Source organism: Desulfobacter sp. (genome assembly GCF_050177295.1).
The window spans coordinates 1-23,824 of record NZ_JBFXHE010000011.1; the positions used below are offsets into that span (position 1 = coordinate 1).

The 23,824-nt window shown below is 44.3% G+C and carries 10 protein-coding genes; all 10 read left to right on the forward strand.

Annotation, left to right across the window (positions count from 1 at the left end; translation table 11 throughout):
* The first annotated feature begins 18 nt into the window (after positions 1–18).
* Positions 19–4,422 carry an amino acid adenylation domain-containing protein gene (locus AB7U36_RS02035; RefSeq protein ID WP_428158140.1) on the forward strand — a complete coding sequence of 1,468 codons (4,404 nt, stop codon included), beginning with the start codon at positions 19–21 and terminating at the stop codon, positions 4,420–4,422.
* Positions 4,423–4,578: 156 nt separating this feature from the next.
* Complete coding sequence (locus AB7U36_RS02040; protein WP_428158141.1) at positions 4,579–5,694, forward strand: Gfo/Idh/MocA family oxidoreductase; 1,116 nt, start codon at positions 4,579–4,581, stop codon at positions 5,692–5,694.
* Positions 5,695–5,812: 118 nt separating this feature from the next.
* Positions 5,813–6,751: a class I SAM-dependent methyltransferase gene (locus tag AB7U36_RS02045; protein WP_428158142.1), complete on the forward strand. Its 939-nt coding sequence runs from the start codon at positions 5,813–5,815 to the stop codon at positions 6,749–6,751.
* Positions 6,752–6,868: 117 nt separating this feature from the next.
* Positions 6,869–14,452 (forward strand): amino acid adenylation domain-containing protein, encoded by a 7,584-nt coding sequence (locus AB7U36_RS02050; RefSeq protein WP_428158143.1) that lies wholly within the window; start codon positions 6,869–6,871, stop codon positions 14,450–14,452.
* A gap of 13 nt (positions 14,453–14,465) precedes the next feature.
* Positions 14,466–16,844: a type I polyketide synthase gene (locus tag AB7U36_RS02055; RefSeq protein ID WP_428158144.1), complete on the forward strand. Its 2,379-nt coding sequence runs from the start codon at positions 14,466–14,468 to the stop codon at positions 16,842–16,844.
* 160 nt (positions 16,845–17,004) lie between these two features.
* Positions 17,005–17,559 carry a hypothetical protein gene (locus AB7U36_RS02060; RefSeq protein WP_428158145.1) on the forward strand — a complete coding sequence of 185 codons (555 nt, stop codon included), beginning with the start codon at positions 17,005–17,007 and terminating at the stop codon, positions 17,557–17,559.
* A gap of 46 nt (positions 17,560–17,605) precedes the next feature.
* Positions 17,606–19,684, forward strand: a complete 2,079-nt coding sequence (locus AB7U36_RS02065) for a TonB-dependent receptor (RefSeq protein WP_428158146.1) — start codon at positions 17,606–17,608, stop codon at positions 19,682–19,684.
* A gap of 154 nt (positions 19,685–19,838) precedes the next feature.
* Entirely contained in the window at positions 19,839–21,122 is a 1,284-nt protein-coding gene (locus AB7U36_RS02070) for a GMC family oxidoreductase N-terminal domain-containing protein (RefSeq protein WP_428158147.1), read from the forward strand.
* A gap of 108 nt (positions 21,123–21,230) precedes the next feature.
* Entirely contained in the window at positions 21,231–22,619 is a 1,389-nt protein-coding gene (locus AB7U36_RS02075) for an FAD-binding oxidoreductase (RefSeq protein WP_428158148.1), read from the forward strand.
* A gap of 3 nt (positions 22,620–22,622) precedes the next feature.
* Positions 22,623–23,813, forward strand: coding sequence for a (Fe-S)-binding protein (locus AB7U36_RS02080; protein ID WP_428158149.1), 1,191 nt, complete (start codon positions 22,623–22,625; stop codon positions 23,811–23,813).
* Positions 23,814–23,824 lie beyond the last annotated feature (11 nt).

Genomic DNA, 23,824 nt, shown 5'->3' on the forward strand with positions numbered 1-23,824 from the left:
AAGGGAAATGAGGAACCCTTGGAATTCTTTTTTTCTGACGAAAATGGCATCTCTCCTGAAGCATTGATAAAGGTTATGCCGGGCACCGATATCCTGAACAGTATCGCAAAAAAAGTTCTTCAGGCCTCCTGTGACGCGTCATTTTGGAAAAAACCCGTCAAAATTCTTGAAATTGGCGCGCGAACAGGCGAGTTTTCAGCCACACTGATGCCATTTTTTTCTGGAGAAAAAGTTGCTTATACTTGTACAGATGTCTCTGCATTCTTTACAGATAAAACCAATAGCCGGTTCATTGATTATCCGTTTGTTGAATCTGCCGTCTTGGATATTGAACGGGATCCCGGCAGCCAGGGATATCTCTCCCACTCCTTTGATATAATCGTTGCCCATAATTCCGTCCATAGGGCCCGCAATATTGGAAAGGTGCTCAAACATATCGTTAAGCTGCTTTCTCCGGGCGGATTGCTTCTCATGGTGGAAGCAACAGTTAATACCGATTTGCAGAAAATCAGTGTGGGGTTGATAGAAGAGGGTTTTACAACCTTTGAGGACGCAAGGGCAAAAATGCAACTTCCCCTTCTTGATGGGGATAAGTGGCTGGAATTTCTGAAGTCGTCGGGGTTTGACAGGCGGTTTACCGTTTTGGGGCGTCATTCCGAATCCGTTGCGCAGGATATGATCATCGCCCAGGCCCCTAACATGGTGAAAGAAATATCTCTGGCAGCACTTAGTGAATTTTTACAGCAAAAAATTCCAACCTATATGATTCCATCCGATTATATCGCCATGAACGCTATTCCCCTGACACCGAATGGCAAACTGGATCGTAAATCACTTCCTGTGCCGGATGAGGATCATGGTGGTGTGAAAAAGGCTTTCATGGCGCCTGGAACGAAAACAGAATTTTTACTTACCCGAATATGGCAGGCGGTTTTGAAGCTTGATCAGATAAGTATTCACGACAGTTTTTTCGATCTGGGCGGAGATTCCCTTCTTGCAACTCGGATCATTGCCAAAATCCGGGAAAAAACTGGTGTGGCAATCCCCTTGAGAATGCTGTTTGAATCCCTTTCAATCAGGGAGCTTGCCAAGAGGATTGCAAATTTACAAGTAGAAATCAATGAAGAACAGCATCTAACCTCTCCATTACCTAAAATCATTCCCGACCCGGAGAATGTAAATTCTCCTTTTCCCCTGTCTGATGTGCAGTACGCATACTCAGTCGGTCGCAGTGGCGTTTATGAGCTTGGAACTGTTGCAGCCCATTGCTACTTCGAACTTGACGGTGTTGATCTGGATCTTGGGTTAGTGAACTCAGCCTGGCAGAGATTGATCAATCATCATGATATGATGCGGGTTATTTTCGAGAATAATGGTCAGAGTCAGAAAATTTTACCCGATGTGCCTTTCTATAAGATAAACATATCCGATTTTTCAGATCTTCCCCAGGAAAGATGCGAATCAGCACTGGAGAAAATCAGATATGAAATGTCCCATCAGATTCTCCCCATGGACCAATGGCCTCTTTTTGAAATCAGGGCATCCCGTTATGGAGGCAAGCGTGTCAGAATTCATATCAGCTTTGATAATATTACGTTTGATGGATGGAGCATGTTTCATTTATTAAACGAATGGTCCAGGCTTTATAAGCAGCCCGAAGCAACACTTCCTCCCATTGAATTATCGTTCCGCGATTATATTCTGGCCGGGGAAAAATTGAAAGAATCTGAAATCCATAAGGAAGATCAAGACTACTGGCTTAACCGTCTGGAAGAGTTGCCACCGGCACCGGAATTGCCCCTGGTGAATACACCTGAACCCGGAGAACATTATCGATTCAGCCGGTTTGAAACAATATTGGAACCCCGCGTATGGAAGCAACTTAAAAAACGGGCAAAACGCCTTGAGATTACACCTTCCGGGCTTCTTTTGACGGCTTTCGCTGAAGTCATTAATCTTTGGTCCACAAGTCCCCGGTTTACGATCAATCTGACCTTGTTCAACCGATTACCGCTGCATTCACAGGTGAATGACATTATTGGTGATTTTACTTCATTAACTCTTCTGGCCATTGACTGCTCCTGTGCCGACTCATTTGAGAAACGCGCGAAAAATCTCCAGCAGCAACTGTGGAAGGATCTGGATCATCCATATTTCAGCGGTGTTCAGGTTTTGAGAAAGTTGACCAAAATAAAAAATAACCGTCGTGGAGCAATCATGCCGATTGTGTTTACAAGTGCCCTTGGATTCAATCAACCGGATGAAGATCCGTTGGGCAACAACAATCTTGGCAAGTTTATTTACGGCATCTCCCAGACGCCCCAGGTACTGCTTGATCATCAGGTCTATGAATCATCGGGACAGTTAAATCTGGTTTGGGATACGGTCAAGGAATCATTTCCAGACGGACTTTTGGATGAGATGTTTGATTCTTATTGTCTGCTCCTCCGTCGTCTGGCTGGTGATGACAAAATCTGGAGCGAAAAGAGCTTGGTGACTATTCCCGACAAACAGCTCGCCATCAGAAAGCTTGTGAATGCGACAGAATCGGATCTGCCCAAGACAACGCTTCACTCATTGTTTCAGCGACAGGCCGTAAAACACCCGGAAAAGGTGGCCGTTATCACCCCCTCACTGGAAATGACCTACAAAGAACTATCCGTCCGTTCAGATACTTTGGGACGATTGCTCAGGAAAAAAGGCGTTGTGCCCGGTTCCCTTGTAGCAGTCCTAATGGAAAAAGGCTGGGAACAGGTTGTTGGTGTTTTGGGGGTGTTAAAGTCTGGTGCCGCCTACCTTCCCATTGATCCGGACACGCCCGAAGAACGGCTGGAATATATCCTCAAAAATGGCCGGGTCGAAATTGTGCTTACCCAGTCCCAGTTTGAAACGGAATATGGCTGGCCTGAGTATGTACAGCATTTTTCCGTTGACAATATTGATCCCGATAATAAAAGAGACCCTCTGGAGCCTATCCAGGATCCCGACGATCTTGCCTATGTTATTTATACATCCGGTTCAACCGGCAGGCCTAAAGGCGTAATGATCGACCACCAGGGAGCTGTCAATACCATAATGGATATCAATGAACGTTTCAGCGTTGGCCCGGCGGATCGGGTTCTTGCCCTTGCCGGGTTAAATTTTGATTTGTCTGTTTATGACCTGTTCGGCATCTTGGCCGCTGGTGCTGCCATCGTGATACCTGAGCCGAAAAGAGCAAAGGATCCTGCCCATTGGATAGAATTGATGGGAATGCATAATATTACAATTTGGAATTCGGTCCCACAAATTATGCAAATGTTGATTGAATACTCATCGGGGATGAAAAAGAGTTTGCCCCAGTCTCTTCGGCTGATTTTAATGAGTGGTGACTGGATCCCTGTCAGTCTTCCCCCAAGTATCAAATCTTTGTATCATAATGCCGAGATCGTCAGCCTGGGAGGGGCAACGGAAGCTTCCATCTGGTCAATTCTTTTTCCAATTAAAACAATGCTGCCGGGTTGGAAAAGCATTCCATACGGCAAGCCGATGGCAAATCAAAAATTTTATGTATTGAACCGGAATATGGCGCATTGCCCGGACTGGGTTCCGGGAGATCTTTATATCGCCGGTGCCGGGCTTGCAAAAGGATATTTAAATGACAAGGAAAAAACCAACGCATCTTTTATTAAACATCCCCAAACTGGAGAATGCTTATATAAAACCGGTGATCTCGGAAGATTTTTGCCTGATGGCAATATCGAATTCATCGGGCGGGAAGATTTCCAGGTCAAGATAAACGGATATCGGGTGGAATTGGGGGAAGTGGAATCCGTATTAAAACAGTTCCCCGGCGTTCGAGATGCCGTTGTGGATGTGGGGCAGGGAACACGGAATACCACCATGGATCTTGTGGGGTATGTAGTGCTGAAAAACAACACTCAATTCTCCCATGGTGATTGCAAGGTATTTCTGAAAAAAAAGCTGCTGGCCTACATGGTCCCTTTGGATTATGTGATACTTGAGTCCATGCCATTAACATCAAATGGAAAAATCGACCGAAGCGCATTACGAAAACTGGAGAAAAACCAACCGAATGACATCCCGGATAAAATAGCTCCTCGTACTGAACTAGAAAGAAGCATTGCCGATATTATATCAGAAGTTGTCGGAATAGAACGGGTTGGCATTTTGGATAATTTCTTTGATTTAGGTGCAGATTCCATACAACTTGTCAGGATTCATACAATCATCAATAAAAGGATAAAACAAACCATTAACATCGTAGATCTGTTTGGGCATCCAACAATTAGCTCTCTTGCCGAATATTTAAGTCAAAGTGTCGGGGAGGCCCAGGTTGAAAGGCCTGGGAATAAAAGGGCTAACAAACGAAAGAGCCACAGTAGAAATAGACGGTTGAGACGTGCCGGAAACAAGGCATAGGCAAGTTGAGACCGGGAGAATTACCTGAATCTTCCAACCGATCTTAAACTTTTGAACACAGCCAGGGAGAAAGATGAGGCTAATCCTTCTCAAAATAAGGGTAACATCGAAAGAATAAAAAAAGAGACATAAAGTGTCTGGATCAAGGAGTTGTATATGAGAAAGCCAAAAGCGATTTTATGTGGCACAAAATGGGGTTATATGTATCTCAAGGCTTTAACTTCATATGATTCGCCGTTTGAGCTTGTAGGAATTCTTGCGAAAGGAAGTCAAAGATCACAGATATATGCAGTTGAGTTGCAGATTCCTCTCTATCTATCCGTTGAGCAACTTCCCAATGATGTCGATCTCGCCTGTGTTATTATCAAATCTACGATCATTGGTGGTGAGGGGACGGATATTGCGCTGCAACTTATTTCCCGGGGGATTCATGTACTTCAAGAACATCCGGTCCATGGGGATGATATAGAGCGTTGTATGACGTTAGCAGCAAAAAACAATGTTGTTTATCATGTGAACAGCCATTACCCGAATGTAGAACCTGTAAAAACGTTCATTGATTACCTTGCAGAAGCCCGTAATCATTCGGTTCCCTTGTTTATTGAAGCAACCGCAAGCATTCAATTGTTATATTCACTCTTGGATATTCTTGGAAACTCCCTGGGAGGATTTAGACCATACGGGCTGGGAGAACCGGGAATATGGCATGAAGATTTGACGGAAATATGCACCAGTTCCATGGTGCCATTTCAATCAATTCAAGCCGTGATTGCCGGTGTTTCCACCACCATTAAAATCCACAACTGCTATGACCCTGAAGATACAGACAACCATTTTTTTATCATGCACAGAGTCTGTGTTGGAATGCCTTCTGGAAATCTTACCCTTGTAAACACCCATGGTCCGGTTATCTGGTCAAGCCAGTTTTATATCCCCGGATACGGGGATCATGATGTATCCAACTCTCTGGAAGAGAGAAAAATAGTGTTTACCTCCTGTAACGCATCAACAGCAGTCTCCTTCTCACCTCAAACCGCACCTTCGATAAGCGATATTGCCAACCAGTACTGGCCCGAGGGTATCTGCAGGGCACTTGGAAAAATTCACCACCAGATGACGGACCGAACCGTTCCCTTTGATCAGTCATTACGATACCTGAAAGACCTCAGCAGTCTCTGGAACGGCATCATAAATCAAATCGGCGAGCCCAAAAAGGTAATGATGCCTGTTCCGGATACTCCTGTTCCCGGGCTTGAACGCTATAAAAATTAGACATTATATTGATTTTACATATCTTGGATTGCGACTTTTTTCCAAGGTCGGAATCTCAGTCTCAAGTTGTGCAGTCCGCAGGCATCAGTTTACCTGAGGTAAAACAAAAGGGGAAAAAATGACAGAAGATAAAACAAAAGTTTATACGGACCAACAGATTAAGCAGGTGCTATATAAGCTTTACGATTTGATCAATCGGCAAATTGAATCATCGGAATACGGAGATTATGCAACCTTTCTCAATTGGGGGTATGTATCCGGCGACACACCGTCACACTCTGTCGTTCAGCTGCCGAAAATTTATTTAAACAAGAGTTCCACTCAGTTGATACTTGAGCTAGTCGGCGATACTCCGATGGATAACCGTCATGTTCTGGATGTGGGATGCGGAAGGGGTGGCGCTCTCTCTTGTATCGACACCTTTTTCAATGCAAAAAGTTTGACCGGTATTGATCTGAACAGTGAAAATATTTCGTTCTGCAAAAAGAAATTTAAAAATATTTCTTTTCAGGAGGGAAATGCAGAAAGCCTTCCCTTTCAAGACCACACATCGGATATCGTGATGAATATTGAATCCTCCAGCAACTACCTGAACATCGGCTCTTTCTTCCTTGAAGTCAGCCGCGTGCTAAAACCGGACGGAGTTTTTCTTTATACAGACATCTTCAATCTCCAGGATCTGGATGATTATTTTCCATTTCTCAAAAAGGCGGGTTTTAAGCTTGAGGTGAACCGAGATATTACCTCCAATGTCCTTATTGCAAGGGATGAGGCGTCAGCGGGTTTCGTCATGGGTATGGATGGTTTTAAAGGCATAGATAAGCTCAGTGTTGAAGAGTGTTGCAAAATGATTGATTTATACTCTGCTCACAAGGGTACCCGCAGTTATAAGCTGCTCCAGAGCGGTCAATTTGTTTACCGCATGTTTCGGTTCAGAAAGGTCGGGAACCCTGCAGAAAACATCCATCTTCGGATCAGCAACCATTCAAAAAATAGGGTCTCTAATTTCTGTAGTGAGCTTTTGGGCCAGGAGATTATGGAAAAAATGATTGATTAACGAATCATTTGCATTCGAGGATGTCTGTGTAGAATTAGCCAGCGCGTGTTAAGCACCACCCACATTTTTATACTCTTTTTTATCCCAATTTTACATAATACATAGGGAGAACCATGTATGAGCACATTAAAACAAATTGCCGTCATAGGTTTGAGCTGCCGTTTCCCGGGGGCTGCCAATGCGGCTGAATTTTGGGAAAACCTTAAAAACGGTGTTGAGTCCATAAGTCACTTTTCCCGTGAAGACCTTTTGAAATCCGGGGTAGATCCGGTGTTAATTGATGATCGAAATTATGTCAACGCAGGTTTTACCATTGAGGGGGAGGACCTGTTCGATGCTGCTTTTTTTGGTTATTCTTCTGCGGAAGCTGAAATAACCGATCCTCAGCAGCGGATTTTTCTGGAAACCGTATGGAAAGCGCTTGAAGACGGCGGTTATACGCCGGATCAGTATGAGGGGGATATTGGAATTTTTGCAGGTTGCCGCATCAGCACCTATTTGATGAATATGAAAGCCAGCCTTCCCCTGTTTGGGAACTCCTTGGGGTTACAAATGCTTATCGGCAATGATAAAGATTATCTTACATCGAGAATCTCTTACAAGTTAAATATAAGAGGCCCCAGTGTTACAGTCCAGTCCGCATGCTCGACTTCTCTGGTTGCCATTCACATGGCATGCGAAAGTCTGTTGAGCGGCGAATGTGATATGGCCCTGGCCGGAGGAGTTGCCGTTTCGATTCCTCAAAAAATCGGCTATCTTTACCAGAAAGGGATGATATTTTCAAAAGATGGTCGGTGCCGTGCGTTTGACAGTGCGGCTCAGGGCATAGCTCCGGGAAACGGTTCTGGAGCTGTCCTGTTGAAGCGACTGGAAGATGCTTTGGCTGACGGTGATCACATTTATGCCCAAATATTGGGTTCTGCCGTAAATAATGACGGAGCCCTTAAGGTCGGGTACACGGCTCCGGGTGTCTCCGGGCAAAGTGATGTGATTGAAGAGGCCCTGAGCGTATCGGAAGTAAAGCCTGACTCAATATCCTATATTGAGACTCATGGTACGGGAACAGAGCTTGGGGATCCTGTTGAAGTAGAAGCCTTAAGCCGGGTGTTTACAAAAAACTCTCCTAAAGAAAAGTTCTGCGCCTTGGGGTCTGTTAAAACGAATATCGGTCATCTGGATTCAGCAGCAGGGATTGCAAGTTTTATCAAGACCGTTTTGGCACTGAAAGAGAAAACGCTTCCTCCCAGTCTGAATTACGAAAAACCAAATCCCAATATCAATTTTGAAGACTCTCCTTTTTACGTAAATGCAACCCTTGCCCCTTGGGAAAAAAATGACGGCCCCCGCCGGGCAGGAGTTAGCTCTTTCGGGTTTGGAGGTACAAATGCCCATGTGATTTTGGAAGAGGCCCCTTCCAGACGCCTGCCCCATGGGGAAGAGCGCTCCCGATCTTTTTATATATTGCCTATTTCGGCGAAAAACAGCAAGGGTCTAAAAAGACTTTCTCGGCGTTACAAAGAGTACATAGAAAACAACAAAACTGAATCCCTTAAAGATATCTGCTTTACCGCAGCCTGTGGACGGAGTCATTTCCCATACCGGTTGGCGGTTATCGCCGACTCCCATCAAAGTTTTATTTCTCAATTAGATCGGTTTGTAGAGAATTCAGAACATGGTGACAGGAAGATGGGTTTCCATGCACATCAAAAGATCGCCTTTTTTTTCCCTGGAAAGAGGCCACAGTACTCGGGGATGGGTAGGCTACTTTATGAAACTCAGCCTGTTTTCAGAACCACCGTGGACCGGTGCAGTCATATCTTAGAAAAATATTTTAGCCAGCCTTTACTTTCATTCATATATACTGACGATGGAGAAAAGGAGTTCCAGAATGAAACAGCTTTAATCCAGCCCGCTCTGTTTGCTCTGGAGTATGCGTTGGCTCAGATGTGGAAGTCCTGGGGCATCAAACCTGATCTGGTTATGGGACACAGCGTGGGCGAATATACAGCAGCCTGCATTGCAGGATGCTTCAGCTTGGAAGACGGCTTATTTATGATTTCTCAAAGGACTCGCCTGATGCAGGATTCGCAACTTATAGAGCCGATGGTTGAAGCATACAGGCAGGTCCTCAATGAAATCTGTTTTCATGAGCCGAAAGTCCCTCTTATTTCCAACATTACAGGAAAAGTATTGCCGAATACAGAGTTGCCGGGAAGTGATTACTGGGGCCGCCATGTTTTGTCACCGGCTCCGCTTTTATCCGATGTTACTGCTGCTCAAAATGAAAGTGATACTCTTTTTATAGAGATTGCCCCCCAACCGCTTTTGACAAATTTAGAATGCCTTGACGATCCTCGTGATAAAGACGCCTGGCTGGCCACTACCCCAGAAAAATCCTCCGATAATATGGAGCAGAGCCTGAAGGCTCTTAGTATATTGTATATGTCTGGTTTCCAAGTCCACTGGAAGGGCGTGTTCCCAGACAGTCATTTTCAAAGGGTATCCCTGCCCGGATATCCCTTTGACAGAAAACGCTTCTGGATACCTGAGAATCTTGCTAAAAATTCTAATACATACTCAGGCCGTGTGGAGAGAGAAGCCGAAACGAAGAATCCATCGCCGGAAAGTGCCTTTCGTTTCTATAAAACATCATGGATGGAGAAGTCTTCTGCCTTGCCGTCTTTTCAGACAAATTCTGGCGTCTGGATTATCCTTGAAGATAAAACAGGGATTGGGGAGGGACTGAAAAAAGAGATTGCCGCTTCTGGAGACAGTTGCTTTACCATTTCATTTTCTTTACCAAACGGGAATGAAATGGATACTGAACAGCTTAAACAACGTATTCTGGAGGCACAGAAACGTTGTCATGAAAAAATTCAAGGTGTTTTTTTTCTGACAGGATCGGATTCATTCCCTTTTTCAGATCCTCATCCTGAAATCGCCTGCCGCTGTGTGACAGGGAGGGCGCTCTTACTTATTCAGGCTCTCTCCTCAATTAATTGGCCCACCACCCAGCCCCATCTGAATTTTATTACCTGCGGTGCATATTCCTGCGATGGCGAAAACGAAATGCTCAATCCTTTCCAGGCCCCAATCTGGGGGCTTGCAAAGACCGTATTCATTGAATACCCAGAATTTATGTGCCGAATATTTGATCTGGAGTCCTATGCTCCCAATCAGATGAGTCGTCTGTGGAGAGAAGTCCGGTCCGACGAAAATGAAAGGCAGGTGATTATTCGCGAAGATGTTTCTTTTGTTCCCAGACTTAAAGAGATCGCCTATCAATTGAGACCTGAGAAACCTTTAATTTCACTTTCACCCGACAGCACCTATTGGGTTACCGGAGGAACAGGAGCCATCGGTAGATCTGTGGTTCAAATGCTTATTGACGCAGGAGCCCGGCATATTGTTTTGGCTGGGAGGAATTCCTCACAGGGAAGAGATCTTTTTCTGGATCATAAAGTCAAGGAAAAGAAAGTCAATCTTATGATCTTATCATGTGATGTAAGTGATTATGAGCAGGTCAGGATCGCATTGGAACAAATCAATCAAGCTATGCCTCCTCTCAGGGGAATCATGCATCTTGCCGCCGTCGTCGAGGATGGAACGCTGAACCGGCAGAACCGGGAGGCGCTTTTCCGGGTCATGAAACCTAAAGTCGACGGATCATGGAATCTTCATCTACTAACGCAGAATATACCGCTTGATTTTTTTATTCTTTTTTCTTCACTGGGGTCGATCACAGGCTCACCTGGACAGGGAAGTTATGGAGCAGCCAATGCCTTTATGGACTCATTGGCACATTTTCGGCGTTCCCAGGGGCTTGCTGCCACCAGTATTAATTGGGGCGCATGGGATGGCGATGGACTGGCTTCTGACAATCAAGTAAAAAAGCATCTTGCGGCATGGGGAATCGTTCTCTTTTCCCATTCAACTGGTATCAGGATGTTGGAACGAATCATGTACGAGAATCCGGTACAGATATGTGCCGCGTCTTTAGACTTGCCTCTCTTTACCAATAGGCTGCGGCATTCGGGTACATTTTTGATCTATTCGGAACTGGAGGAAACAAAGAAAAAGTCAACCTCCTCGTCCCATGAAAGTTTGGAGTCCGTTGGAAATCCTATAGGCAAAACAAACTCTCAGCTAGAGCGACTCTCCCTCTTGAGAACTTATGTGAGGCAATTGATAGCCAACTCTCTTCGTATGGATCTAGATAACATGGATGATGATGAAAATCTGATCAAAATAGGCCTCGATTCTCTTATTTTCCTGAACGTGGCTCAGGAAATAAGCCGAGAACTTGGGATCACTCTTGTTCCCAACGAGGTATTTGCAAACCTTACTATCAATGGAATTTCCGAAAATATCCTTAGTAAAACAGAAAAAAAATGGGAAAAACGTGATGATGGTTGTGATGTCACAGATATGATTGTTTTGCTTGAACCGGAAAAGAGAAACATTCCTTTTGAAATGCTGGATCTTCAGCGGGCCTATTGGATAGGACGCAGTGAGTCCATAGAATTTGGCTCGGTAGGATGCCACGTCTATTTTGAAATTGATGCAGAAAACCTGGACCTTTCCCGGTATGAGTCTGCCTGGCAAAAAACCATTATCGCCCATGACATGCTTCGGGCTGTTATTCTCTCCGACGGACGTCAGCAAATCATGGCTGAGGTTCCTGCTTACACCATAAAAAAACTTGATCTCTTAAACTATATAGAAAACACAAAAGAAAAAGAATTGCTCGAAATCAGAAACGCCATGTCGCATAAGGTGTACCCGGCAGATCAATGGCCACTGTTTGAAATTCGAGCAACCCTGCTCAAAAAAGACGTCACCCGACTGCACATCAGCATGGACCTCTTAATTGCCGACGCCTATAGTATTGCGCTTTTGATGAAATATGTTATGGATTTTTATAAAGATCCTACCGCAAAACCAACAATGCCACCATTGTCGTTCAGGGATTATGTCCGTGCCGAGAAAAAATTCCGTACCACGGAAGCTTATGAGCGCTCACGCCGATACTGGCATGACAGACTGGCCTTGCTTCCCTCAGCCCCTGACCTTCCCCTTGCACAAATCGGTTCCACGCGTTCAAAAACACGTTTTGTAAGACGGGAATTTAGACTGCCGGCCGAAAAATGGAAATGGTTTGAAAGAATAGCAAGAAAATTCGAGCTGACTTCTGCCAATGCACTGCTTGCCATATTTGCACAGGTCCTTTCCAGGTGGAGCCGGAATAAGGAGTTCACTCTTAACATAACCCTTTTCAATCGGCTTCCTATTCATCCCGATGTCAATCAGATTATTGGCGATTTTACCTCAACGATCCTCTTTGGTGTAGAAACATATGTAAACGAACCTTTTGCCAATTTTGCACAACGAATCCAGCATGGACTTTGGGAAGATATGGACCACAGGCATTACAGCGGCGTTCGTGTGCTCAACGCGCTCCAAAAGAAAAACAAGAACTCAAGTCGCGTTCTAATGCCGGTAATTTTTACAAGCAACCTTGGATACGATAAAATCGACAATGGTAACGCTTTGATCGCCACTCCCGGAAAGATTGTTTACAATATTACCCAAACCCCTCAGGTGTGGATAGACAACCAGATCTCACTTATAAACGATGACCTTGTGATTTTCTGGGATTCGGTGGAAGATCTTTTTCTACCTGGATTACTTGATGAAATGTTCTCGGCTTACGGTGAAATCATCGGCGAATTGGCTTTGGATGAGGCTGCCTGGGAAACTAGAAGATTCAGGATGATTTCTAAAAAAACTCTTGATAAAAGGGAACAAATCAACGCAACAGATGGTCCGGTTTCAACCCGGCTTCTTCATGACCTCTTTGCAGATCAGGCAGCAGCCAAGCAGGATGCTACAGCGGTTATAACTTCTTCAAGAATCTTAAGTTATGGAGAACTTGACAATCGTGCCAGGCAAATCGGGCTGCTTTTATCCGATATGGGGGTACCGTTATCCTCCAATGTCGCTGTAGTCATGGAAAAAGGCTGGGAGCAGGTTGTTGCTGTCATCGGTATTTTGAATGCGGGGTCGGCATTTGTTCCCATAGATCCGAAGTCGCCTAAGGAACGGCTTCACAATCTGCTGCAGGATGCACAGATTCAATTTATTTTAACACAGTCCAAGCTGGAAAAACAGATAGGGTGGCCGGATGGCGTGCAAATCCTGTCCGTTGACCTGCAAGACAGTGTGTCTGACTTCATGGCCCCATCAAAACCCCTTCAAACGCCTGATGATCCCGCATATGTGATTTATACATCTGGATCTACTGGATTTCCAAAAGGAGTGATCATCAATCACCGAGGGGCTGTTAATACAATTCTGGACATTATCAGTCGAAACGAAATTGTTTCCAAAGATAGGGTGTTTGCCCTGTCAAATCTCAATTTTGATCTCTCCGTATTTGATATCTTCGGTACTCTGGCTGCGGGGGCAGAATTGGTGATCCCCGATCCATCCAAAACAAAAGATCCGGGGCACTGGTTGAGCCTTATCAGCCAGTACGGAGTTACCGTCTGGAACTCTGTTCCTATGTTGATGAAAATGTTTTTAGAATCTCTTGCCAGAGAGGAGGATGAGCTTCCAGAATCCCTTAGACTTGTTCTTTTAAGTGGAGATTGGATTCCGTTGGATATGCCGGACCAAATTCGCAAGAAATTTAAAAACGCCCGAATCATAAGCTTGGGTGGTGCAACAGAGGCGTCCATCTGGTCTGTATTTCATGAAGTCGACAGTGTTGACCCACAAATGAAAAGCATTCCCTATGGACGTCCCCTTGCAAATCAGCGACTCCATGTCCTTGACCCCAGTTTGAACCCATGCCCGGACTGGGTTCCCGGGGATCTCTATATCGCGGGGATAGGTCTTGCCAATGGATATCTGAATGATCTAGAAAAAACATCCCAAGCTTTTATCATCCATCCTGAAACAAGAGAACGTCTTTATAAAACAGGAGATATAGCCCGATATTTTCCCGATGGAATTATAGAATTTCTGGGAAGAGAGGATTTTCAGGTTAAAATTAACGGATACCGAGTGGAAATTGGTGAGGTAGAGGCCGTAATTAAGCTACACCAGGGGGTCGATCAGGCCCTTGTTGCTGTTCAAACAGATGAGCGGGAGGAAAAATTTCTTGTAGGGTATTTTACTGCAAAAGATCAACCTCCGGTTTCAGTTGAAGATCTCACCGGGTTTATCAAAGAAAAACTTGTAAGGGAAATGATTCCCGTCGCTCTTATTCCCATGGATTCTTTTCCCTTGACCGCCAACGGAAAAATTGATCGCAACGGTTTGCCTGCTTATACAAAAAAAGAGGTTACAAGTTGCATGAAAGAAACCCTTCCTGGAACCACTATTGAAAGAAAAATCGCAGAAACCGTGAAGCAGGTTTTGGATATTGGCCGGGTAGATGTGAATGAAAAATTCATAAATATGGGAGCAACATCATTGGATATTGTGCGAATTCACAACAATTTTGAAGAGCCAATACGAAAAATGACATCTGTAACTGATTTGTTTGAGTATACAACTATACGGGACCTTGCAAATTATCTGGAGCATAAAAAGGACTCAAGGCATGAAAAAGAGAACACGTTGAATCGGGCAAAAATACGGAGGTTGGCAGGGGCCAGAAGAAACATCCGCAGACACCCAGAGGTGGTGCGATAGAGGAGAAATACACGTGGATAAACAAGAAGAATTAATAGCTGTTATTGGTATGAGCTGCCGTTTTCCGCAAGCATCAAGTCCAGATGAATTCTGGGAGAACCTTAAGTGTGGAAAGGAATCAATCAGTTTTTTTTCAGAAAAAGAGCTTCAGTCATCAGGTGTTTCTCCTGATCTATACAACTCCCCGGACTATGTGAATGCAGCCTGCATTCTGGACGATATTGATCTGTTTGATCATGATTTTTTCAATTATAGCATGGAAGAGGCAGAACTGATGGATCCCCAGCAGCGATTTTTTCTGGAGTGCGCCTATGAGGCATTGGAAGATGCCGGATACCATGCTGAATTGTATGAAGGTTCCATTGGCGTTTTTGGGGGCGTGCGAAACAGTGGCTACCCCAAGGTGCTTGCTCCACTCATGGTACGTCTGGGAACCTCCAAAAGTTTTGATTGTGTTCTGGGGACCATTGCAGATCAGCTCTGCCCGCGTACCTCCTTTACTCTCAATCTTAAAGGGCCCAGTGTTGGGGTACAGACCGCCTGCTCGGCATCAATCGTAGCTATACATCTGGCAAGCGAAAGTCTCAAAAACGGAGAGTGTGATATGGCACTAGCGGGAGCTACGGCAATTTATGTGCCTCAAAAACGGGGCATGCTTTTTGAGGAGGGAATGTCCCTCACCCCAGACGGGCATTGCAGGGCTTTCGACATAAAAACGAAAGGGTGCGCGCTAGGAAACGGGACTGGTCTGGTTGTGCTCAAACGCTATGAGGATGCGATTGCTGATTCCGACCAGATCTATGCAGTGATTTGTGGAAGCGCAGTGAATAACGACGGCTCTTCAAAAGCAGGGTTCCGGGCACCTAGCATCGAAGGGCAGGCGGCCGTGATCCATGAGGCTCTCCAGGTAGCCGGTATTCCGGCAGATACTATATCATATGTTGAAACCAACGGGACTGGTACCTTCATCGGCGACTCAATGGAAGTCGAGGCGCTCACCCGGGTTTTCCGGAAGTATACGCAAAAAAAGTCCTATTGCGGTATCGGCTCAGTTAAGACAAATATCGGACATCTGACCCAGGCTGCGGGGATTGCCGGTTTTATAAAAACCGTCCTGGCGATGAAACACAGGCAGCTTCCACCGAGCCTGAACTACTGTGAGCCCATCCCCGCACTTTCCGACAGCCCTTTTTTCGTAATATCCTCACTCTCCGGCTGGGAAAACGGAGAAGTACCATTGCGGGCCGGCATCAACGCTTTTGCAATTGGCGGCACCAATGCCCATGTCATTATTGAGGAACCCAAGAAAATAGTTCTCCAAAGTAATGCATTACAATCGTTTCATCTCTTTACCCTTTCTGCAAAAAGTGCCGATTCTCTTGAAGAAATGATTCGACGTTACAAGAACTTTCTGATAGCCCATCCAGAACACTCCCTGTCTGACATATGTGTTACCACTAATTTGAGCAGAACTCGTTATTCGTATCGATTTTTTGCTACGGTTTCATCAAAAGAAGAGCTGTTGGGCCAACTTGATTTAATGGTGGCCGGAGAGCTGTTTCCTGAACCGAAAATTGGTTTTATATTATCCGATGAGAATTTCGGCAAGTCAGTTGTGGGGCTTTATAAACAGTTTCCCGTATTCCGGGAGGCATTTGACCAGTGCAGTGAGATCGTAAAATTTCATCATGGAACCGCTCTCTATCCGTCAGGCAGGAAAGACCCGGAAGCCGGGGAAAATTCCCGCGTTGATCTTGAAGTTTTTGCACAGCTTTACAGTATTCTCGCGCTATTCATTTCCTGGGGCGTCTTCCCTTTGATTGTAATGGGAGTAGGTGTGGGAGAACTTGTTGCCGCCTGCTTAGCGGGTAGATTCACTCTTAGCGAAGCCTTGAATATGGTTTCCCTTGGCGCGACGCCTGGGGAAAAAGGGTTGGATACTGGGAAACATTCGACCTGTCCCTCCCTTGCTTCATCGCAAATAAAACTATTTTCAGCTCGTCAAGGCAGGTGTTTGCTCAATGATGAAGTAAACAATCTGAAATACTGGTTGGGACGATGCAATGAGCCTTATTCTCAGGAGAACATGGAACAATTCTTTTTGCAAAAAAAATGTAATAGCGTTGTAGCGTTAGGCGTAGCACCAGATCGGATTCAAAAATGGAAAAAGGCATTTCCCGCCACAGAGTTACACCATATCTCAGATAACGATGAAGATATTCTAAGGCAGCTTATAGAAATAGTCGGAACCCTATATTCTCGTGGTATGACCATCAATTGGAAACAGTTCAACAGCAATAAATCATTTCATCGTATATCCTTGCCAACATATCCCTTTGAACGGAAAAGGTGCTGGTTCTGCCCCCATGACAAAGAAAATGGACATCAATAATTACAACACAAACAATGATTATGATCCTAGAATTCTATTAGATTTACTTAATATTAATCAGTAATGTCCGGTTAGGGAATTGCATGTAAAAAAACAGCTAAATTTATTCAAAAAAACATCATCTTTATGTTGACAAATGTGCGTAAAAATTTTGTACGCCTTGAAAAATTTTACTCAAGGAGTCCAAATGACGCACATCTCAGTCCCCAAAAAGCAAATACAGTCCCTGAATTTTAACAAATTCCTTCGCCCCCTGGTAATGTCGCTTTTACAAGCACCTGAATTACAATCCCGAGGAGATCGCCCTTTAAAAATGACATTCGAAGACCAGATAAAAGCCCTGGTTTATTTTCATCTTCAGGAACACAAATCAGCCCGGCATTTAGTTCAAGATCTTGGGGAGAATATTTTTGCCAAAGAAAATATTGCCCCGGACGGAGGTATCAGTCGCAGCAGTTTTGGCGAGGCAGTCAATCATCGCGGCCTTGAACAACTGCAATTTGTCTTCGAGGATCTTTATACGCAGGCCGTTGATTGTCTGTCAAAGGAGCATGCAGAACTGGGTGAGCTGATATCCATTAAAAGGGTTCGACAGTTGCGAATCGCCATCTTAAATGATCTAACCGGGCACGACCAGGATACTTCACCAGACTGGAACAGGGACAATACTGTCAAAGATCAAAAGATTTCAATCACCGAGCAAGCAAAAATCTAACCGGACATCATTGAATATTAATAAAAAAAATAAAGGAGAAAAAAGAATGACAAAAAAAAATGTAGATTTATTTTTTGTAAGGGTGAATTTTTTTAAAAGAGTTTTAATCCTTGCAGTAACTTTAATTTTGCTACTGGCATTTCTAACACCGCTTCAGGCGGAATCTGACAACCAGGACGTCAACCAAAAGAAGGAGAATATGGATGAGTATGAGTATGAAATAGAAACTATCACTGTCACTGCTCAGAAACAGGATGAGGATCTTCAAAATGTTCCTATCAGCATTTCCGTATTTGACTCAACTGATCTGGAAGACCTTCAAGTGGATTCCATCTCAGATATCGCTCCTTTTGTTCCCAACCTTATGGTGTTCGATAACGGATTGTCAGGTCAGACACCTCCCACAGTGCGAGGGCTTTCGACAGATATTGATTCTAATAACAGCACGATGGGTCTCTATGTCGATGGTATCCCCGTCCTCACCGGGATAGGTTTTGACGAAATTTTATTGGATGTGGAGCGGGTGGAGGTGTTGAAAGGCCCGCAGGGGACGCTTTACGGAAAAAATGCAGAAGCTGGTGTTATCAACGTGATTACCCGTTCCCCCGGCAATGAGGTTACGGCTGGGGTCGGGGTTGAGATTGGGGAAGATAGCAAACGACAATACAATTTCAGTACCAGTGGCCCAATCATCAAGGACAAACTCTTTATTGGCGTTTCAGGTCTGCACTATGAAAAGGATGGTTATATTCATAACTCATTGCTCGGAGGAAATAATGATGACAGGGAGCACAACTACGGTAAGATCCACCTTCGTTCAACACCCAGCGAAAATTTTTCCATTTCAGCTATTGTTTCATATCTCAAGTATGATGATGACGGTTCCAATATGGGCCTTGGTTCCAGTGTAAATGAACGAGAGGTCAGCTCCGATTTTCAAGGTTACAATCATTCAAGCTCCACCATGGGAGCACTAAAAATGGATTATGCATTTTCAAGCTTTAAACTGGAGTCCATCACCACCGCCAGAACATTCAGGTTTGATTCTGGTGGAGATTGGGATTTTTCGCCGGTTGTGGGGTCTCATTCGAACAACGATAGCGTGTATAAGAAATTTTCCCAGGAATTTCGCATTAGCAATGCCGGAGATCGTTTCTCCTGGCTTGCGGGAATCTATGGAGATGGTGACAGAAATAATTTCAAAACCAGGATGTCCGCAAGCAGCAGCACAAGGTCTGTAGATCGGGACTTCGATGGCGAGTCTGTAGGCGCTTTTGTACATACCACTTGGGGCTTAACCGAGCGTTTGTCCCTCATTTCAGGCCTCCGCTATGATCTGGAGGAGAAAAGTTTTGATGATGATGATCTTGCGGTTAATCTTGAGGAAGACTTCAGTGAATTTTCCCCGAAACTCTCCCTCCAGTACCGGATAAATCCTGCGGTTATGTTTTACGGAAGCGTTGCTAAAGGCTATCAGTCAGGCGGTTTCAATTCTCTGGCTCCCGAAGGATCGCCCCTATCCTATGATGAGGAAACGCTCTGGTCTTATGAAGTCGGCAGCAAGACCTCTTTTTTTGATGGCCGGTTAATCTTTAACACCGCCATCTACTACATGGATATTAATGACATGCAGGTGAATACTGCCGTAGATTCTGTTCAGTCGTATCGCTCCAATGCCGCCAAGGCCACTTCTAAAGGGGTGGAAGTGGAAATCAGGTACAAAGTTACCCAGGCCTTGAATCTCTTTGCTTCCTATGGGTACAATGACACGACATTTGACAGTTTTAGTGATGATGAAGGGGATTACAACGGTAACACTAACTCATACGCCCCCAAATATAATTACAACATCGGGGCTCAATATCGGCATCAGGATGGCTATTATGCCAGAATGGATCTCAACGGCTATGGCAAAATGTATTTTGATAAGGCCAATCAGTTCTCCAGAGATGCCTATCAGGTGGTTAACGCCAAGATTGGATATGAAACAGATCATTTTGATCTTTACCTTTATGCTAAAAACCTTTTTGATAAAGAGTATGATTCAGATGGTTACTATAGTGGTTATTACACCATCTATTCCCCTCCCAGAGAGATCGGTATCAACTTGGCCTGGCGCTTATAGAGATTAAATCTGTTCATACAAATTAAAATTTCTGTTTATAAAAATCAGGTGCTCTTTATTTCTACTTCACACTTTTGATTCAATCCAGCGAGTTTTGCTACTCAAAATTCATACAGCTCATAAAAAAATGAATGATTTTAAGGAGAATAATAAAATGGAAACAGATGTTGTTGTAGTCGGTTCTGGACCCGGAGGCGCAACCGTTGCAAGAGAGCTCAGTTTAAAAGGTAGAAAAGTGACAATTATGGAATGGGGAAAAGACAATGCCCCTGATGGAAAAATCGTATCAGATCCTTTCAGGTTTTTTGGTGGAATCGCCCATAAGAAACGGGGCTTTCTGGAAACAAGTTCGGAACCTGTAATGACAATGCTTAGATGCATAACTACTGGTGGAAGTTCCATGGCTTATGGAGGGGTATCATGGGACCCCCCAAAAAATACATTCCATAAATATGGGATTAACCTTGGGGACGCTGTAAATTCAATTAAGAAAGAAATCATCATAAAGCCTTTAACGGATGAACAGATGGGGCCCGCTGCCAAATTAATTAGCAAATCAGCCCGGGAACTGGGCATTAAGTGGAATAAAATCGATCGATTTTTTAAAGATCCAACAAAATTTAAGCACGAAGCATATTTGTTTGGAGATAAAACAGGCGCTAGATGGGATGCCCGCAGCTGGATTCTGGATGCCATTGATAACGGGGGCACCTTAATGAACGAAACTTTTTGTGAAAAAGTGATCATCGAAAACGGCAGGGCTACCGGTGTCGTCGCTATGGATAAAAAAAACAGGAGGATTACGGTTTCTGCAGATACTGTCGTTATCGCGGCCGGTGGAGTAGGATCACCAGCTATCTTGATTAAATCAGGAATCAATGAGGCAGGAAAAAATTTTTTCAATGAACCCTATGTCATCGCCATCGGTTATGTTGATAGGGAGTTATCTGGAAAGGAAGTGAGCCGTCAGGAAGGCGTCCTGTTTGATGGCCAGTTCTCTCTTGGTGATATGGCTATCCCGGCGCAAGTCTATCAGCAGATCGTATTAACACAGTCCAAGGCCATAAAAATTATTAAACGAACAAGAGCATTGTCTATTGTTGTTGAAATCGTGGACGATCTAAATGGATCCGTTGATGCCGACGGAAAAGTCCATAAACCGCTTTCCAAGAGAGATTTTGAAAAACTTGAGAAGGGCAAGGCTATGGCCCGAAAAATTCTGGAAAATGCTGGGGCAAAAGATATCTGGTTTACCAAGATTTCAGGCGTTCACCCTGGGGGAACATGTAAAATCGGTGATGTCGTTGACTCAAACCTTAAAACACGTATTGATAATCTTTATGTTGCAGACGCAAGTGTTCTGCCTGAGTCATTTGCGATTCCTCCATTATTGACTATACTTGCACTGGCCAAGAGGCTGGCAGACTACCTATCTTGACAACGGGGTATTTATAGCGATGGTCAAGGCGATAAGGTCAAGCCCCATCTCTTTGCAATGCTTGACTGAGTTTGGAAGTCGGTTGTAGAATAAGGTATGTATTCAAAAATGAAATCAACTAGTTATGCATCTTTGGCGCAGGTCGTGGGAATAGAATTTATCTCTGATCAGCCTGAAGAACTTTTTCTCTATTCCCGGGATCTGGGGTCTGGAAAACCCGGGCAGATGGATTACCTGGTGATGCCGGCAAATACTGAAGAAGTCAGACAGGTACTCAATATTGCTAATAAGCATAAAATTCCGGTAACGACGATGGGGGCCGGTTTAAATCTTTCCGGCCTGACTATACCTAATCGGGGCGGAATTGTATTGGATATGAAACGGATGGACTCCATTATAGAGGTGAATGAAGATAGCCCCTACGTGGTGGTTGAACCTGGGGTGACCCTGGGAAATTTGCTTGGCTACTTAAAAACAAACCATCCTGCATTGCGTTTTTCAGTGCCGGATGCACCGCCAACGGCTACAGTTACTGCAAACGCGATTTTTAATGGCTCCGGAAATTTATCAAGATACGGAGTGCACCCGGAGATGATCAATGGATTGGAGGTTGTTCTGCCCAATGGCGAGATATGTCGTACGGGCTCCTGCGCGGTGTCCGACTATTGGTTCAGTAAAAGTCCGTTGCCGGATCTGACAGGATTGTTCATCAATTGGTATGGCACCACTGGCGTGGTGACCCGGCTCTCTTTAAAATTGTATCCCCGGCACAGGATGAGAGATATGCTTTGTTTCGGCCTACCGGATAACCATGTCATGCCCTATGCTATAAAAAGATTGGCAGAAACAGAATTAACAGAGGATATTATTATATTAATATATCGAATGCCGGGACGTGAATTGCTGACCAATCTTCTCGTTGTATATATAACTGCAGACACACAAAGTGAATTTGACTTAAAGGTTGCGCTGTTTAAGGAAATATTACATCGGACAAAGTCCAAGGGGAAAGATATTGTTAATTTCCCAAGGGAGATGTTTCCGCCTAAATTCTATGAGAATTTCCTATCGGAACCTAAGTATGAAATGGGAATCGCGGATGTGAAAAAAGGAGGGGGTTTTGAATACATGGGAGTTAATTTTCCGCTTGAACTCATACCAGAAGCCTATCAAAAAGGTTGCAAAATCGCTGAAAACTATGATTTTGACGCTCCGACATTTACCATCCGCAATATTGGAATAGGACATAGTGTGATATTCACGTTTATGTACCCTTTCAATCGTTCCGATGAGACGAGTCTGGACAATTGTCGACAGGCTCTGATTGCCACAAATAGAATGGCTCTTGACCTTGGTGGAGTGCCTTGGAAACCTTCTATTAAAGAGCAACAGATGCTTCTGCAAGGGATGGAGCCTGGCACAAAAACTTTGATGGCAAAGGTAAAAAAGATGATGGATCCGAACGGAATAATGAATCCTGGGCACTGGGATATATAAACCATGGCCCTTGAAGCGTATAAAAATTTTTTACATAGATGTTTTCGATGCGGATACTGTAAACTGCCGACAGCATATTCCCATATCAATTGTCCTTCTTATCAGCGTTACCGGATGGAGAGCTATTCTCCCGGCGGTCGATTGTGGCTTATTCGGGCAGTAGCGAACAAGACCCTTGCGCCTTCCCGGCATTATGCTCATATCCTCTATTCTTGTACAATGTGTGGCAATTGCACGACGCATTGCTGTCTTGAATTCAAAGATGAGATTTTACGAATAGTTAGGGCTGCCAGAGAAGAATTGGTGGAACAGTCCATTCTACCACAAAGCGTTCAGACATATTTTGAAAACATCTATGCATTTTACAATCCGTGGAAAAAATCTAAACGGAAAAGAGGCGCATGGATTAAAAAAACTCATATCCCCATTTATGATGACGGAAAGGAATATCTATATTACATCGGTGATATCGCTTCCTATCATCCACGTGTCAACGCGGTTTGCCGTGCTCTTGGACAATTGTTTCTGCAAGCCGGTGTCTCTTTCGGGGTATTGGGGGAGAAAGAGATTTCAGATGGCAATGAGGTACGGGATATGGGAGAGACTGGTCTTTTTGAATACTTGATGGAACAAAACATGACGACCTTTAGAGAAAGGGGAGTAGAAAAAATCATTGCTTATTCTCCCCACGGGTTTCATGCAATGAAGCATTATTATAAAAAGAGAACGGAGACAATTGCTGTTTTCCATTATCTTGAAATTTTACAGTCCATTTTATCAAAAAATCGTATCAATCTATCATCGACATGCAATCCGGTAAAGGTCACATACCATGACTCGTGTTTTCTGGGGAGATGGAATCAAAAATATGATCTTCCCAGGAATGTGCTCAAACAGATTCCAGGCATTCAGTTGGTGGAAATGGAGCGAAACAAAGAGGATGCATTCTGCTGCGGCGGCGGCAACGGCAACGTGTTTACCGATCTGATGGGGGGGGATGAAAACAGCCCAGCAAGAATACGAGTTCGGGAAGCCCTTAAAACCAGGGCTCAAATTGTTGCAGTCTCATGCCCTGCTTGTCTGATTATGCTGGAAGACGCCGTGGAGAGCGAAGGCGTAGGTGATATGATAAAAATAATGGATGTTGCGGAGATAGTAAAATCTGCATCCGTAAAGGCACAAGATCGACAATAAACGAATGAATA

What these genes read in the sequence shown, in the direction of transcription:
- AB7U36_RS02050 (WP_428158143.1), top strand. Translation starts at nt 6,869, where the DNA reads ATGAGCACATTAAAACAAATTGCCGTCATAGGTTTGAGCTGCCGTTTC.
- AB7U36_RS02070 (WP_428158147.1), top strand. Translation starts at nt 19,839, where the DNA reads ATGGAAACAGATGTTGTTGTAGTCGGTTCTGGACCCGGAGGCGCAACC.
- AB7U36_RS02080 (WP_428158149.1), top strand. Translation starts at nt 22,623, where the DNA reads ATGGCCCTTGAAGCGTATAAAAATTTTTTACATAGATGTTTTCGATGC.
- AB7U36_RS02075 (WP_428158148.1), top strand. Translation starts at nt 21,231, where the DNA reads ATGAAATCAACTAGTTATGCATCTTTGGCGCAGGTCGTGGGAATAGAA.
- AB7U36_RS02065 (WP_428158146.1), top strand. Translation starts at nt 17,606, where the DNA reads ATGACAAAAAAAAATGTAGATTTATTTTTTGTAAGGGTGAATTTTTTT.
- AB7U36_RS02040 (WP_428158141.1), top strand. Translation starts at nt 4,579, where the DNA reads ATGAGAAAGCCAAAAGCGATTTTATGTGGCACAAAATGGGGTTATATG.
- AB7U36_RS02045 (WP_428158142.1), top strand. Translation starts at nt 5,813, where the DNA reads ATGACAGAAGATAAAACAAAAGTTTATACGGACCAACAGATTAAGCAG.